At 61.0% G+C, this 14,402-nt stretch carries 14 protein-coding genes; 10 read left to right on the top strand and 4 right to left on the bottom strand.

The window, feature by feature from the left end; translation table 11 throughout:
• Positions 1 to 112 precede the first annotated feature (112 nt).
• Positions 113 to 1,297, bottom strand: a complete 1,185-nt coding sequence (gene desA / locus AB4O08_RS11615; protein ID WP_010214171.1) for a delta-9 fatty acid desaturase DesA — start codon at positions 1,295 to 1,297, stop codon at positions 113 to 115.
• Positions 1,298 to 1,463: 166 nt separating this feature from the next.
• Between desA and dibA the strand changes: the two genes are divergently transcribed.
• From dibA to AB4O08_RS11585, 6 genes are all read left to right on the top strand, one after another.
• Positions 1,464 to 3,377, top strand: a complete 1,914-nt coding sequence (gene dibA, locus AB4O08_RS11610; protein ID WP_045791421.1) for a phosphodiesterase DibA — start codon at positions 1,464 to 1,466, stop codon at positions 3,375 to 3,377.
• Positions 3,378 to 3,588: 211 nt separating this feature from the next.
• Positions 3,589 to 3,771: a sulfur starvation response protein OscA gene (oscA, locus tag AB4O08_RS11605; RefSeq protein ID WP_003170956.1), complete on the top strand. Its 183-nt coding sequence runs from the start codon at positions 3,589 to 3,591 to the stop codon at positions 3,769 to 3,771.
• A gap of 73 nt (positions 3,772 to 3,844) precedes the next feature.
• Positions 3,845 to 4,855: a sulfate ABC transporter substrate-binding protein gene (locus AB4O08_RS11600; RefSeq protein ID WP_021491633.1), complete on the top strand. Its 1,011-nt coding sequence runs from the start codon at positions 3,845 to 3,847 to the stop codon at positions 4,853 to 4,855.
• A 158-nt stretch (positions 4,856 to 5,013) separates the two neighbouring features.
• Entirely contained in the window at positions 5,014 to 5,832 is an 819-nt protein-coding gene (gene cysT / locus AB4O08_RS11595; protein ID WP_010214167.1) for a sulfate ABC transporter permease subunit CysT, read from the top strand.
• Between the two features lie 13 nt (positions 5,833 to 5,845).
• Complete coding sequence (gene cysW, locus AB4O08_RS11590) at positions 5,846 to 6,718, top strand: sulfate ABC transporter permease subunit CysW (protein WP_010214166.1); 873 nt, start codon at positions 5,846 to 5,848, stop codon at positions 6,716 to 6,718.
• Positions 6,719 to 6,721: 3 nt separating this feature from the next.
• Positions 6,722 to 7,702 (top strand): sulfate/molybdate ABC transporter ATP-binding protein, encoded by a 981-nt coding sequence (locus AB4O08_RS11585; protein ID WP_034101869.1) that lies wholly within the window; start codon positions 6,722 to 6,724, stop codon positions 7,700 to 7,702.
• A gap of 70 nt (positions 7,703 to 7,772) precedes the next feature.
• Here AB4O08_RS11585 and AB4O08_RS11580 read toward each other — a convergent pair whose 3' ends face one another.
• Positions 7,773 to 8,297, bottom strand: coding sequence for an Mpo1 family 2-hydroxy fatty acid dioxygenase (locus AB4O08_RS11580; protein ID WP_010214164.1), 525 nt, complete (start codon positions 8,295 to 8,297; stop codon positions 7,773 to 7,775).
• 83 nt (positions 8,298 to 8,380) lie between these two features.
• On the opposite strand from AB4O08_RS11580, the gene AB4O08_RS11575 reads away from it, so the two are divergent.
• Positions 8,381 to 9,067 carry a Crp/Fnr family transcriptional regulator gene (locus AB4O08_RS11575; protein WP_010214163.1) on the top strand — a complete coding sequence of 229 codons (687 nt, stop codon included), beginning with the start codon at positions 8,381 to 8,383 and terminating at the stop codon, positions 9,065 to 9,067.
• A 37-nt stretch (positions 9,068 to 9,104) separates the two neighbouring features.
• A complete protein-coding gene (locus AB4O08_RS11570; RefSeq protein WP_010214162.1) occupies positions 9,105 to 9,470 on the top strand; it encodes a response regulator in 366 nt (121 codons plus the stop codon).
• Between the two features lie 172 nt (positions 9,471 to 9,642).
• Here AB4O08_RS11570 and AB4O08_RS11565 read toward each other — a convergent pair whose 3' ends face one another.
• Positions 9,643 to 10,647 (bottom strand): AraC family transcriptional regulator, encoded by a 1,005-nt coding sequence (locus tag AB4O08_RS11565; RefSeq protein WP_021491630.1) that lies wholly within the window; start codon positions 10,645 to 10,647, stop codon positions 9,643 to 9,645.
• Positions 10,648 to 10,747: 100 nt separating this feature from the next.
• On the opposite strand from AB4O08_RS11565, the gene AB4O08_RS11560 reads away from it, so the two are divergent.
• Positions 10,748 to 11,842 carry a fatty acid desaturase gene (locus AB4O08_RS11560; RefSeq protein ID WP_031290684.1) on the top strand — a complete coding sequence of 365 codons (1,095 nt, stop codon included), beginning with the start codon at positions 10,748 to 10,750 and terminating at the stop codon, positions 11,840 to 11,842.
• Positions 11,843 to 11,978: 136 nt separating this feature from the next.
• On the opposite strand, the gene AB4O08_RS11555 is transcribed toward AB4O08_RS11560, so the two are convergent.
• Positions 11,979 to 13,148 (bottom strand): CynX/NimT family MFS transporter, encoded by a 1,170-nt coding sequence (locus AB4O08_RS11555; protein ID WP_047544215.1) that lies wholly within the window; start codon positions 13,146 to 13,148, stop codon positions 11,979 to 11,981.
• Positions 13,149 to 13,324: 176 nt separating this feature from the next.
• Between AB4O08_RS11555 and AB4O08_RS11550 the strand changes: the two genes are divergently transcribed.
• Complete coding sequence (locus AB4O08_RS11550; protein WP_010214153.1) at positions 13,325 to 14,176, top strand: LysR family transcriptional regulator; 852 nt, start codon at positions 13,325 to 13,327, stop codon at positions 14,174 to 14,176.
• The last annotated feature ends 226 nt before the right edge of the window (positions 14,177 to 14,402 follow it).

Genomic DNA, 14,402 nt, shown 5'->3' with positions numbered 1-14,402 from the left:
CATTGAGAGAGGGTAATTGCGGTGAAGTTCCGTCAATAGTGCCGATTGCCGGTGCCCGGTAAATGACGCCAAAAAGCTGGTAGGTGGGAGAGCAAGCCCTCCCACCGCACCATCAGACTGCCGCAGGACGCAGCGAATAAGTCTTCAATTGGTGAGCGAAATCCCGCAGGGACTGGATGCCGCTGGCCTCGGCTTCATGCACCCATTCCTTGATCGCCGCCAGCATATCGTGGCCATTGGAACTGGTCTTGAGCCAGATCTGCTGCAGCGCCAGGCGCTTTTCGTAGATCACTTTCAGCGCGTGGCTGTGTTCCAGCATGTTCTGGATACGCAGGTGATGGCGGTCATCGAGCAAGCTGGTTTCCCGCGACAGCAAGCGCTTGGCACGATGGAACTGGTGACGCACCGAGTGATCGACCTTTTCCAGCTCCTGCTTGACCAACGGGCCAATCACCAGCTTGCGGTACTGGGCCATGATCTGGAAGCGGTTGTTGAGGATCGCCATGGCGGTGTCCATGTCCAGGTGGCCCTTGCCTTCCACGCGGTGGGCGATGGGCGCGACACGCTGCACCTTGGCCAGGCGCAGGAAGCTGAACACCTTGATCCAGGCCCAGCCCAGGTCGAACTCCCACTTCTTCACCGACAGCTTGGCCGAGTTGGGGTAGGTGTGGTGGTTGTTATGCAGCTCTTCGCCGCCAACGATGATGCCCCACGGCACCAGGTTGGTCGCCGCGTCACGGCATTCGAAGTTGCGATAGCCCACGGCATGCCCAAGGCCATTGATCACGCCGGCGGCCCAGAACGGAATCCACATCATCTGGATGGCCCAGATGGTAATGCCGATGGTACCGAACAGCAGCAGGTCGATCACACCCATGATCGCCACGCCCAGCAGCGGATAGGGGGTGTAGATTTTGCGTTCGATCCAGTCATCCGGGCAGTTCTTGCCGTAGATGCGCAGGGTCTCGGGGTTTTCGGCCTCGGCGCGGTACAGCTCGGCGCCTTTGCGCATCACGGTGGACAAGCCTTTGATGACGGGGCTGTGCGGGTCGTCGACCGTTTCGCACTTGGCGTGGTGCTTGCGGTGGATGGCGGTCCATTCGCGGGTGTTCTGCGCCGTGGTCAGCCACAGCCAGAAGCGGAAGAAGTGTTTAAGACCGGCATTGAGCTCCAGGGAGCGATGGGCGGAATAGCGATGCAGATAGACTGTGACCGCAACGATGGTCACGTGGGTCATCAACAGAGTGACCGCCACCAGTTGCCAGGCTGACAGGTCAAGAAAACCGTTGTACCACATAGGCTGTATGGCCCTCAGATAAAGAAAAGAACAGCTCACGCATTATCACTCAGCCTACAGAGAAAACCAGCCACGCTTTCAGATAGGAGTGACTGGATGTTTCTTATTCTATAATCCGCAGTCTTTGTAGGGCGACTCTGTCTTTTTGGTAAGGATTACTGACCATATGCCGTTTTCATACCGGGGTGCCCTACGTGCGGGGCTGGTATACCTGTTGATTTCCGTCCTGTGGATTGGCGTCACTCAGCGCGTATTGATCGAGTTTCTCGATAACCAGAGTGAGTTGAACCACTGGCTGCAGGTGCGCGGCTACGTGTGGGTGACACTGAGCGCCTTGGCGATCTACCTGATCTGCGCCCGATTTGCCCGGGCCAACCAACTGCAACAGCCTTTGAAAGAAAACCGCGAACGCTTGCGCCAGGCTGCCGCTGTGTTCGATTGCACCCGTGAAGGGGTGTTGGTCACTGACACAAAGGGGCTGATCGTGCACGTCAACCGGGCCTTCATGGAAATCACCGGCTACAGCCGCGAAGACGTCATGGGCCAACAGCCCAGCCTGTTCAAGTCCGGTCGCCATTCGTCGAATTTCTATCAGCAGATGTTCCAGAGCCTGGAGCGCACCGGCGAATGGAGCGGTGAGATCTGGAACCGACGCAAAAGCGGTGAAATTTATCCCCAGTGGCAGACCATTCGCGTGATTCACGATGATCAGGGTCAGGTCAGCCATTACGTCGCAGTGTTTTCCGATATCAGCGCCATCAAGGACTCCGAGCACGAACTGGCTCACCTGGCCCATCATGACCCGCTGACCGACCTGCCCAACCGCCTGTTGTTCACCGACCGCGCCGAACAGGCGCTGGCCTCGGCGCAAACCCACAAGCGTGGCTGCGCCTTGTTGTTGCTGGACCTGGACCACTTCAAGATCATCAACGACAGCCTCGGCCATAACGTCGGCGATCAGTTGCTCAAGCTCGTCGGCGAACGGCTCAAGGCGCTGTTCGGCCCTGGCGTGACCTTGGCGCGCCTGGGGGGGGATGAGTTCGCGGTGCTGGCGGAAAGTTGTCCACAGGTGGCTCAGGCCGCGGGCCTGGCGCAGCGCATGCTGGACGCGATGAAGCAGCCCTTCATCTTTGACGGCCACCAGCTGTTTATCAGCGCCAGTATTGGTATCAGCCTGTTCCCCAGCGACGCCCTGAGCGCGGAGCAATTGCTGCGTAATGCCGACTCAGCGCTGTTCAAGGCCAAGAGCGCTGGCCGTGAAGGCTACGCCCTGTACACCGAAGAGCTGACCGCCCATGCGCAGAACCGCGTGGAAATCGCCAGTGAGCTGCGCCGTGCCCTTGAGCAGCAAGAGCTGTGCGTCTACTACCAACCGGTGCATGACCTCAACGACAGCCGCCTGATCGGCGTCGAAGCGCTGGTGCGCTGGCAACACCCGGAGCGTGGCCTGGTGCCGCCTGGGGAATTTATCCCGATTGCCGAACGCACCGGGTTGATTGCCGATATCGACGCCTGGGTGATGAACCAGGCCTGCCGACAGATGTGTGATTGGCTGGCGCAGGGTACGCCGCTGAGTTTTATCGCCATCAACGTCTCCAGCCGCCTGTTTGCCCGGCGCGAGTTGTACGAGCAGGTGGCCCAGGTGCTGCACGACACCGGCCTGGATCCGGCTTTCCTGGAGTTGGAAGTCACCGAAAGCGCCGTGATGGAGGACCCGGAGGTGGCGCTGGAGCAACTGCACCGCCTGCGCGAGCTGGGCCTGCGCCTGGCCATCGATGATTTTGGTACCGGTTACTCGTCGCTGTTGCGCCTCAAGCGCCTGCCGGTGCAGAAGCTCAAGATCGACCAAGGCTTCGTCGCCGGGTTGCCGTGGGATGAAGACGACGCGGCGATCGTGCGCGTGGTGATCGCCCTGGCAAAAAGCATGGGCATGCAGGTGCACGCCGAAGGGATCGAGCAACTGGAGCAGGCGCGTTTCCTGCTCGACCAGCAGTGCGACCTGGGGCAGGGGTATTGGTTTGGTCGACCAGTGCCAGCGGGCGAGATCGATTGGTCGAAAGCACCCGCCATTCGAGAGTGAAAGGCGGCCAAAATGGATCTTCTCAAGGCTTTATTTTCGGTGCTCGGGCACCGAACCCGCGCGCAACCCCACGTCACACCAGAAAATTCTTTCTGGTTATATAAGCATTCTTAAATAGTATTTTTAAGAATATCTGCGCTTATCTACTATCGCTCTCACGCCGCAAGCAGTGCCGCCACTGCAAGGCACTATTCATTTAAGGAGCGAGACCATGAGCGCCTCTCTACGTAGCGTCGACGGCCAGGACGAAGCAGCCATTTTGCGTGAGATCCAGAGCGCGTTGCGCGATCTGCGGTTTGGTGCGGTGGAAATCACCGTGCATAACGCGCAAGTGGTACAGATTGAACGCAAGGAAAAATTCCGACTGCAGAACCCGGGCAACAAGCCGAGCTAGGCAAGAACGGCGATTCGCATGCTAGACCCGCAACTATAAGAAAAAGCCAACACCCAGAATTTCAGGAGCTTCTATGTCGTCGATTCGCCGTTATGCCCTGGCCGCACTGGCCAGCGCCGTGTTTGCAGGTTCCGCCGTTGCCAAGGACTACGAGTTGCTCAACGTCTCGTACGACCCGACCCGTGAGCTGTACCAGGACTACAACGCGGAGTTCACCCAGTTCTGGAAACAGTCCCACCCAGGTGACAACGTCAAGATCCAGCAATCCCACGGTGGTTCGGGCAAGCAAGGCCGTGCCGTGATCGACGGCCTGCGCGCCGACGTGGTCACCTTGGCCCTGGCCGGTGACATCGACGAAATCGCCAAGCTGGGCAAGACCCTGCCGGAGAACTGGCAGACCCGCCTGCCGGACGCCAGCACCCCGTACACCTCGACCATCGTGTTCCTGGTGCGCAAGGGCAACCCTAAAGGCATCAAGGATTGGGGCGACCTGATCAAGAAAGACGTGTCCGTGATCACCCCGAACCCGAAAACCTCCGGCGGCGCCCGCTGGAACTTCCTCGCCGCTTGGGCCTATGGCCTGAAAACCGGCGGCAGCGAAGCCAAGGCCCAGGAATACGTGAAAGAGCTGTTCAAACACGTCCCCGTACTGGACACCGGCGCTCGCGGTTCGACCATCACCTTCGTCAACAACGGTCAGGGTGATGTGTTGCTGGCTTGGGAAAACGAAGCCTTCCTGGCCCTGAAAGAAGATGGCGGTGCTGATAAGTTCGATATCGTCGTGCCTTCCCTGTCGATCCTCGCGGAGCCGCCGGTGGCCGTGGTCGACAAGAACGCCGAGAAAAAGGGCAACACCGAAATCGCCACTGAATACCTGAAGCACCTGTACAGCCCGGCTGGCCAGGAGATTGCGGCCAAGAACTTCTACCGCCCACGCGATGCAAAAGTGGCCGCCAAATACGCCCAGCAGTTCCCGAAACTGGACCTGGTGACTATCGACAAAGACTTCGGCGGCTGGAAAACTGCCCAACCGAAATTCTTTAATGACGGTGGCGTGTTCGACCAGATTTACACCGCGCAATAACGCAATCTGGCGGCGCACGCTTTGCCCTGTGGGAGCTGGCTTGCCTGCGATAGCATCACCGCGGTGTGACTGACATACCGAGGCGCTTGCATCGCAGGCAAGCCAGCTCCCACAGGACGTGTGTGCCTTCAGTGGTTTTCCCTTAACCAAGGACTCTTATGTCGCGTCGTATCTCCCCCGTCATACCCGGCTTCGGGCTGACGCTGGGCTACACCGTGGTGTACCTCAGCCTGATCGTACTCATCCCCCTCGCGGCGATGTTTGTACACGCCGCTCAACTCACCTGGGATCAGTTCTGGAACATCATCTCCGCACCGCGCGTGTTGGCGGCGTTGCAACTGAGCTTCAGCACCGCGCTGTACGCCGCGCTGATCAACGGCGTGATCGGTACGCTGCTCGCCTGGGTGCTGGTGCGTTACACCTTCCCTGGCCGCAAGATCATCGATGCGATGATCGACCTGCCGTTCGCTTTGCCCACCGCCGTCGCCGGTATCGCGCTGACCGCGCTGTACACGCCTAACGGCCTGGTCGGCCAGTTCGCCGCCGACCTGGGCTTCAAGATCGCCTATACCCCCTTGGGCATCACCCTGGCGCTGACCTTCGTCACCCTGCCGTTCGTGGTGCGCACGGTGCAGCCGGTACTCGCCGATATCCCTCGGGAAGTCGAAGAAGCCGCCGCCTGCCTGGGTGCCAAGCCGTTGCAGGTGTTCCGGCACATCCTCGTACCCGCGTTGCTGCCAGCGTGGTTGACCGGTTTCGCCCTGGCGTTTGCCCGTGGCGTCGGTGAATACGGCTCGGTGATTTTCATCGCCGGCAACATGCCGATGAAAACCGAGATCCTGCCCTTGCTGATCATGGTCAAGCTCGACCAATACGACTACCGCGGCGCCACGTCCATCGGCGTGCTGATGCTGGTGGTTTCCTTTGTCCTGCTGCTGCTGATCAACTTGTTGCAGCGGCGCATCGAACGTCCATAAGGAGGCGCGGAACATGTCCCAATCGTCTATTTCCGCCGCGTCCTCGGCCAACGCCGCCCGCCGTGGCAGCGCTGCGTCCCGACGTATCCTGATCGGCCTAGGCTGGCTGGTGTTCGCGCTGTTCCTGCTGTTGCCGCTGTTTATCGTGGTCACCCAAGGCCTGAAGAACGGCCTCGGGGCGTTCTTCACCGCGATCCTCGAACCCGATGCGTTGTCGGCGCTGAAACTCACGGTGATCGCCGTGGTGATTTCGGTGCCGCTCAACCTGGTGTTCGGCGTCAGCGCCGCGTGGTGCGTGAGCAAGTATTCGTTCCGTGGCAAAAGCATCCTGGTGACGCTCATCGATTTGCCGTTCTCGGTGTCGCCGGTCATCGCCGGCCTGGTCTATGTGCTGATGTTCGGGGCCCAGGGTTTCTTTGGCCCGTGGTTGCAGGACCATGACATCCAGATTGTGTTCGCCTTGCCCGGCATCGTGCTGGCGACCATCTTCGTCACCGTGCCCTTTGTGGCCCGTGAACTGATCCCGCTGATGCAGGAGCAGGGCACCCAGGAAGAAGAGGCTGCGCGTCTGCTCGGCGCCAATGGCTGGCAGATGTTCTGGCATGTGACCGTGCCGAATATCAAATGGGGTCTGATCTACGGCGTGGTGCTGTGTACCGCACGGGCCATGGGTGAGTTCGGCGCGGTGTCGGTGGTGTCTGGCCACATTCGCGGCGTGACCAACACCCTGCCGCTGCACGTCGAGATTCTCTACAACGAATACAACCACGTTGCCGCGTTTGCGGTGGCGAGTCTGTTGCTGATCCTGGCGCTCTTTATCCTGCTGCTCAAGCAGTGGAGCGAGAACCGTATTAACCGCCTGCGCGCCGGTGCGGCTGAGGAATAAGTCATGTCGATCGAAGTCCGTAATGTCAGCAAGAACTTCAACGCCTTCAAGGCCCTGAACAGCATCAATCTGGACATCCAGAGTGGCGAGCTGGTGGCGTTGCTTGGCCCGTCCGGTTGCGGCAAGACCACCTTGCTGCGCATCATCGCCGGCCTCGAAACCCCGGATGACGGCAGCATCGTGTTCCACGGTGAAGACGTGTCCGGCCATGACGTGCGTGATCGCAACGTGGGCTTCGTATTCCAGCACTATGCGTTGTTCCGCCACATGACCGTGTTCGACAACGTCGCCTTCGGCCTGCGCATGAAACCGAAGAACCAGCGTCCGAGCGAGAGCCAGATCGCAGTCAAGGTGCATGAGCTGCTGAACATGGTGCAGCTGGATTGGTTGTCGGATCGCTACCCGGAGCAGCTGTCCGGTGGCCAGCGTCAACGTATCGCCCTGGCCCGCGCCCTGGCGGTGGAACCCAAGGTGCTGCTGCTTGACGAGCCCTTCGGCGCCCTCGACGCCAAGGTGCGAAAAGAATTGCGCCGCTGGCTGGCGCGCCTGCACGAAGACATCAACCTGACCTCGGTGTTCGTGACCCACGACCAGGAAGAGGCCATGGAAGTCGCCGACCGCATCGTGGTGATGAACAAGGGGGTGATCGAGCAGATCGGCTCACCGGGTGACGTCTACGAAAACCCGGCCAGCGACTTCGTCTACCACTTCCTGGGTGATTCGAACCGCCTGCACTTGGGTGAAGACAAACACGTGCTGTTCCGTCCCCATGAAGTGTCGCTGTCGCGCCATGAGCTGGAAGACCATCACGCCGCCGAAGTGCGGGATATTCGCCCGCTGGGCGCGACCACGCGTGTGACGTTGAAAGTTGAAGGCCAGAGCGAACTTATCGAAGCCGAAGTGGTGAAAGACCACGATAGCCTGACCGGTTTGGCGCGCGGCGAGACCCTGTTCTTCAAGCCCAAGGTCTGGCAAAAAGCCTAAGCCTCCAAACAGCGCAAAACCCTGTGGGAGCCGGGCAGGCCCGGCTCCCACATTTGATCTCTAGGGTCTGTCAGACCGTGGCGTTTTTCGCGCGCACCGCCACAGGCCCCGACCGCGCTTCGATCTGCTGCTTGAGCCCCTGCCGCAACCCCAGCAGAAACGCCAGCTCCGCCACCACAAACAACGGCCCTACAATCAGCCCCGACACGTCATCCACAAACGCCGGCTTCCTGCCTTCGTAATAGTGGCCGACAAACTGAATCACCCAACCCACCACAAACATCCCCACGCCGCTGCTGAGCCACACCATTGTGCTCTGCGCCGCCAGCACATGCCCGGCCCACACCGACAAGCCGATCAGCACCGTCATCAGCACACCCAGCGCCAGCTCCAGGCGCAAGTAAAACCACGCGCAAAACAGCGCGAGCAGAACGGCCGGTGAGATCCACAACCCACCGACATTCCATTCCGGACGTGACAACAGCACGGCGACCGCGACGACAATCAGCGGGATGCCGATAAAGTGGCTGGCGATGTTGCGCGGGTCTCGGTGGTAGGCGGCGTATTGACTGAGATGGTCGACGAGGCTTTTCATTGTTATTCCTCCTGTAGGATGTTTGATCATGCCCTGTCAGCCTGTGGCGTACTGTCAACTGGGCGACAATCTTCGGAGTTCACATGGATGCAGACCAATGGCGCTCCCGGTTGGCCACCGGTCACTGGTTCAGTCACCTGCCCTTGCCTTTTCAGCATAGCTTGCTGGCTCAGGCCCGATTGAGGCCGCTCACGGCGGGACAGTACTTGTTCAAGCGCGGCGACCCACCCTGTGGCTTGTATGCGGTACTCGACGGCACCCTGCGGGTCAGTGCGGTGAACGAGCAGGGCAAGGAAGCGATTCTCAGCCTGGTGGAGTCACCCTTTTGGTTCGGCGAGATCTGCCTGTTCGATGGCTTGCCACGTACCCACGATGCCTGCGCTGTCGGGCCTTGCACGTTGCTGCAGGTCCCACAACAGGCGCTGCTGAACATACTCGATGACAGCCCCAGGTACTGGCGCGACCTGGCGCTGCTGATGAGCCAGAAGCTGCGCCTGAGTTTTATCGGCCTTGAACAGCTCAGCCTGATGCCGGCCTCGGTTCGGTTGGCTCATCGTTTGTTGATGATTGTTGAAGGTTATGGCGATACCGAGCATTCAAAGCGTGTACTGCATCTACCCCAGGAAGACCTGGCAGCGATGTTGAGCCTGTCGCGCCAGACCACCAACGCGCTGCTCAAGGATCTGCAAGCCCAGGGCCTTGTGCGTCTGGGCTATGGCGAGATTGAAATCCTCGACGTACCGCGGCTACGGCAGGCGGCGCACACCTGAGGGTGTTAGCCTGCAGGCCTATCAAACGAGGTGTGTTATGCGTGTGCTGTTAGTGGAACATGAATCCGAAGAAGCACAGCGGATGGCCCAGGGCCTGAACGAGGCCGGCTACAGCGTGGAAGTCGCGGCCAATGGCATGGCGGCGCAGCGGTTTGTCGAGGGCGTCGAGTACGACCTGGTGATCCTGGATGTGATGCTGCCGGGGCTCAATGCCTGGAAACTGCAGCAGGCGATCCGGCAGAAGGGCGAGACGCCGCTGCTGTTCCTGACCACACCGGGCGGGATTGAAGATCGCCTGCGCGGGTTGGAGTTGCATGAGGATGACTATTTGCTCAAGCCGTTTGAGGCCAAGACGCTGGTGGCGCGGGTGAAGAAGGTGTTGCGGCGCGATCGCGGGCGTTGATTGAGCTGAAATGCCCAGTGCTTGAACCTGCGCTTTCGCGCGCACGCCCGTTCCCACACGTGGAATGCGTTCCCCTGTCTTCGCGAGCAAGCCCGTTCCCACACATGGAATACGTTCCCCTGTGGGAGCGGGCTTGCTCGCGAAGAGGCCTCCCTATCCAGCACCAATCTGCCTACCGCAATCCATCCCGAAACTGCCCCGGTGTCATCCCCGTCCAACGCTTGAACGCACGGTTGAAGCTGCTGGTATCGGCAAAGCCGAGCAAATGGCTGATCTCGGCCAATGAACAGTGCGGATCGCGCAAGTGCAGCAACGCCAGGTTTTCCCGGCACTCGCTGAGCAACGCATCGAACCGACAGCCCTCATCCGCCAAGTGCCGCTGCAAACTGCGCAGGCTCAGGTGCAGGGCCTGGGCGATGCGCTCGGCACTCGGCTCGCCATCCGGCAATTGCGCCTCGATGGCCGCGCGCACCTTGCGCTCCCAGGTCAGCGGTTGCAGTTGGGCGAGGGTGCGCTTGAGTACGGTTTCGTTGTGCTCGGCCAGTTCGGGATTGGCGTCGTCCAGGTGGCTGTCGAAATCCGCGGCGGCGAACTCCAGACGGTCCTCCTCGGCATCGAAAAATACCGGCGCGCGAAACACCGTGTGCCAAGGCTTCGGGTCAACAGGTTCCGGCCTTCGCAGGTACACCGCCAGCGGCGCGTACTCGCGGCCCAGACGGTTGCGACAGGTACGCACATAGATCGCCGCAAATGCATCGATGGCCTCGAACGCCGGCGCCGGGCTGCCCGGTAGTTGCAGCAGGCGGAACCGATAACGTTCGCCATCGCCGCTCAGCTCCAGGCTCAAGGCATCGCTGACCACCTGGTGATATCGCACGATGCGCTCGAACACTTCGCGCAAGCTCCCACTGGCCACCAGCGCATACCCCAATGCATGAAAAGTGGTGGCGCTGACAAACCGCGACACCCGCAAGCCAATCGCCGGATCACCACTGGCCTGTACCGCCAATTCCCACAGACGCGTGGTGGCCGACAGCGGGTAGCGCGCGTTGGGATCATCCATCTTCTGCGGGTCGAGCCCGGCTTGCAGGCACAGGGCGCCGCTGTCGAGGCCCAGGGCGTCGAGCTGCTTGCGCAGGGCGCGGGTCCAGCTGGCGAGGGAAGTGGGTTCGGTCATGGCGATTGGCGCTTGCGGTCAACAGGTTGGCGTGTGGAGCTGATGCCCTGGCGGACCGCTTGGGCCAGGATGCAGCTATCAATCACCAGAGGATGGAAGCATGGACGGTACTTCTGCAAGTCCCCAGCAGATGAACGCACAACAGCGCTCGGCGCATATCCGTGAAGTGGTGCTGGCCGAAGGCGTGCGCCTGCGCCGGCAGCACCCCTGGCTGCTGCATCAGGACGCGCTGGGCGCGAGCATTCTGGCGTTTGCGCTGCTCGGCATGGTGGGCTCGGCGGCGCTCTACATCACGGGTCATATGGCGTGGTGGGTGTGCTTGCTGCTGAACGCGTTCCTGGCCTCGCTGACCCACGAGCTGGAACACGACCTGATCCACAGCATGTACTTTCGCAAGCAGCGCCTGCCCCATAACCTGATGATGGGCCTGGTGTGGCTGGCGCGGCCGAGCACCATCAACCCGTGGGTGCGCCGGCACCTGCACCTCAACCATCACAAGGTCTCCGGCACCGAAACCGATATGGAAGAGCGCGCCATCACCAACGGAGAACCCTGGGGGGTTGCGCGGTTGCTGATGGTCGGTGATAACGTCATGTCGGCCTTCATCCGCATCCTGCGGGCCAAGACCTGGACGCACAAACTGGCCATCCTCAAGCGCTCGCTGCTGGTCTATGCACCGCTGGCGCTGCTGCATTGGGGCGCGTGGTACGTGTTCCTCGGCTTTCATGCCGCCAATGGCATTGCCAGTCTGCTCGGCGCCCCCATCGCGTGGTCCGCCGACACTGTGCAGGTGATGCAGGTGATCGATATCGCTGCCGTGGTGATCATCGGCCCTAACGTGTTGCGCACCTTTTGCCTGCACTTTGTCAGCTCCAACATGCACTACTACGGCGATGTGGAGCTGGGCAATGTGATCCAGCAGACCCAGGTATTGAACCCCTGGTGGATGTGGCCGTTGCAGGCGTTCTGTTTCAACTTCGGCAGCACCCACGGCATTCACCATTTTGTGGTGAAGGAACCGTTTTACATCCGTCAGATGACCGCCAAAGTGGCCCACAAGGTGATGGCTGAGATGGGGGTGCGCTTCAATGATTTCGGGACGTTTGCGCGGGCTAATCGGCTTGGCTTTCCACCGTCAGCAGGGTTTCGATCAGCACCTTCGCCGCAGGCGACAAACGCACCCCAGCGCGGCTGATCACCCCGCAACGGTTGCTGAGGCGCTCCACTGAATGAGGCAGATTGCGCCCGTGCAACCCCTGCAATTGGCCATTGGCGAAGGCATTTTCGGCAGCCAGGTCGATGGCGCCGGACTGCCGATCTTGAATGCCTATTTATAGAGCGGGGGCCGTGCGGTAGGTCGCGGGACTGAACACCCGCGTCACCACCAGCATCGCCACCGCCGTTACGGTCAGCACCACCCAGGCACTGACAAAGCTGCCGGTGAGTTCGCGCAGCCATCCGGTCAACCATGGCGAAATTGCATTGATCAAAAAGCCCACGCCTTGCACGAACGCCGCCAGTTGCCCGGCCTGGCGCGGGTCGCGGTGGTGATCGAGGGTCAGCAACAGGCTCAGGGCAAAACACGCGCCCAGGCCGAAGCCACACAGCGCCACCCACAGATGAGGAAACTGCAGCGGCGCCATTAACAGGCCGAGATAGCCGAGGGTCTGGGCCAGCAGGCTGATCCACAGCAGTGGCCGACGATCGATCCCGCGTTGCGCCAGCACCGGCATCAACAGCGCGGCGATCACCTGGAAGATGGTCATGAAGGCCAGCAGCGAGCCACTGGGCAGCACGTCCCAGCCCAGTTGCTGATAGTAGGCCGGCAGCCACGCCACCATGCTCATGTAACCGCAGTTCACCAAGCCGAAATACAGCGCCAGCAGCCAGGCACGGCGGTTGCGCAGGCCCTTGAAGGCGGGGATGACCTTTGCGCTTTTTGCCGCGCCCAGCGGCAACCAGGCCCACAACAGCAGCGCGGCCAGTGCCGGCAACAGCCACACACCGAGCCCGGCCTGCCATTGCTGGAAATGCGTGGCCACCACCGGACTGAGCAGCGCCGCCAGCCCGCCACCGGCCATCAGCGACGCCGAATAAACGCCCATCGCCACCGGCACGCGGTGATGAAACTCGCGCTTGATCATCGCCGGCACCAACGCCTGGATCAACGCGACACCGGCACCGCCGAGCAACGCGGTCACCAGCAACGTCGAGCCCTGGCCCATCAACCAGCGGGCCAGGCAGGCCAGCAGGATCATCATCAGGCCCAGGGCGATGCCACGCCGCTCTCCAAGTTGCGCTTCAACGCGCACGCCTACCAGTGCCACCAGGCCCATGCACACCACGGGCAGGCTGGTGAGCAGGGCGCTGCTCTGGAAGCTCAAACCGGTGGCCAGGCGAATCTCGCCGAGCAACGGGCTGATGGAGCTGAGAATCGGCCGCAGATTAAGGCCCAGGACCACCAGCAGCCCCCAGCCGGCGAGGGATTTATTCAGGGTCATGCAGGTTTTTCCACGGGTGATACAGCGTGGTCATGGCCGCGTCGGGCAGGTGCTGTTGAGCGTCGCTCATGGAGACCCCTCTGGGCAGGATGGAGGGTGAAGTATGGGCAGTGGTCGAGGTATTCTGAAATTAAATATAACCATGCCAATCAGTGGCAAACGCAATGGTGACTGCCATGTTCGATCCCGTGCTGTTGCGCAGCTTTGTCGCCGTGGTGGATTGCGGCAATTTCACCCGCGCCGCCGAGCGCCTGCACCTGACCCAATCCACGGTCAGCCAGCAGATCCGCCGCCTGGAAGAGGCGGTGGCGTGCCAGCTACTGAACCGCGACCAGCGCCGCGTGGTGGCGACAGCAGAAGGCGAGCGCCTGCTGGCCTATGCGCGACGCATCCTCGCGCTGCATGAAGAAGCCGCCGACGTGTTGATCAGCCAGCAAAGCGACGGCGTGCTGCGCCTCGGTGTACCTGAGGACTTTGCGTCGGAACGGCTCATGCCGCTGCTGTCGGCCTTTGTGCTGGCCTTTCCAAGGGTGCGCCTGGAAGTCACCAGCGGCCTTGGCCCCGAGTTGCAGCGCCAATACCGCAGCGGCGAGTTCGATGTGTTGCTGGTCAAGCAGATGGGCGAGAGTGATGACTGCCTGGCTTCGTGGCCGGAGCCTTTGTGTTGGGTGGACAGCCGCAACACGCCATCCTTGGGACGTGACCCTTTGCCCTTGGTGGCCTTTCCCGTGGGGGGGCTGTACCGCAATGAAATGCTGCAACACTTGGAGGTGGGGGGGTGGCGCTGGCGCATCGGGTATTCCAGCGCGAGCCTGGCGAGTGTGTGTTCAGCGGTGGCGGCGGGGTTGGGCATTAGTTTGCTGCCCCGTCGGGTCGTACAGGCTGGGCATAGCGTACTGGGCCCGGACAGCGGTTTGCCCAGGGTGCAAGGCGTGCGGCTGGCGCTGTATGGCCGTAGTGGCTTAGGTGCGGCGGGGCAGAGCCTGCAACGCCAGCTGCTTGATTTGTGTGCGAACAGCCCTGTCTGAGCGATGGCTTTTTCTGAATTTTTTACGCCGGAAAGGCATTCAAAAACGGCCTCCCATGCAGGCGTATCGGTTGTGTTGTTTCCGCCCTGGCAACGGTGACGCGTTGGAGCGGGCGTTGGTGTTTATGAGATTTTGGTTATTAATAAATAGCTTCTTATTCCTTAAGGAATGTAACAGTCGTCCCTATACTGTTCAGCAACGCTAAACGCTGCAGGAGGGCACACCC

Source organism: Pseudomonas sp. H3_E07, from assembly GCF_054668895.1.
The sequence above is the reverse complement of the archived record's forward strand: the minus strand, read 5'-3'. Positions and strand labels throughout refer to the sequence as shown.

Coding starts and splice junctions, on each gene's coding strand:
- desA (WP_010214171.1), bottom strand. CDS start 1,297: ATGTGGTACAACGGTTTTCTTGACCTGTCAGCCTGGCAACTGGTGGCG.
- dibA (WP_045791421.1), top strand. CDS start 1,464: ATGCCGTTTTCATACCGGGGTGCCCTACGTGCGGGGCTGGTATACCTG.
- oscA (WP_003170956.1), top strand. CDS start 3,589: ATGAGCGCCTCTCTACGTAGCGTCGACGGCCAGGACGAAGCAGCCATT.
- AB4O08_RS11600 (WP_021491633.1), top strand. CDS start 3,845: ATGTCGTCGATTCGCCGTTATGCCCTGGCCGCACTGGCCAGCGCCGTG.
- cysT (WP_010214167.1), top strand. CDS start 5,014: ATGTCGCGTCGTATCTCCCCCGTCATACCCGGCTTCGGGCTGACGCTG.
- cysW (WP_010214166.1), top strand. CDS start 5,846: ATGTCCCAATCGTCTATTTCCGCCGCGTCCTCGGCCAACGCCGCCCGC.
- AB4O08_RS11585 (WP_034101869.1), top strand. CDS start 6,722: ATGTCGATCGAAGTCCGTAATGTCAGCAAGAACTTCAACGCCTTCAAG.
- AB4O08_RS11580 (WP_010214164.1), bottom strand. CDS start 8,297: ATGAAAAGCCTCGTCGACCATCTCAGTCAATACGCCGCCTACCACCGA.
- AB4O08_RS11575 (WP_010214163.1), top strand. CDS start 8,381: ATGGATGCAGACCAATGGCGCTCCCGGTTGGCCACCGGTCACTGGTTC.
- AB4O08_RS11570 (WP_010214162.1), top strand. CDS start 9,105: ATGCGTGTGCTGTTAGTGGAACATGAATCCGAAGAAGCACAGCGGATG.
- AB4O08_RS11565 (WP_021491630.1), bottom strand. CDS start 10,647: ATGACCGAACCCACTTCCCTCGCCAGCTGGACCCGCGCCCTGCGCAAG.
- AB4O08_RS11560 (WP_031290684.1), top strand. CDS start 10,748: ATGGACGGTACTTCTGCAAGTCCCCAGCAGATGAACGCACAACAGCGC.
- AB4O08_RS11555 (WP_047544215.1), bottom strand. CDS start 13,148: ATGACCCTGAATAAATCCCTCGCCGGCTGGGGGCTGCTGGTGGTCCTG.
- AB4O08_RS11550 (WP_010214153.1), top strand. CDS start 13,325: ATGTTCGATCCCGTGCTGTTGCGCAGCTTTGTCGCCGTGGTGGATTGC.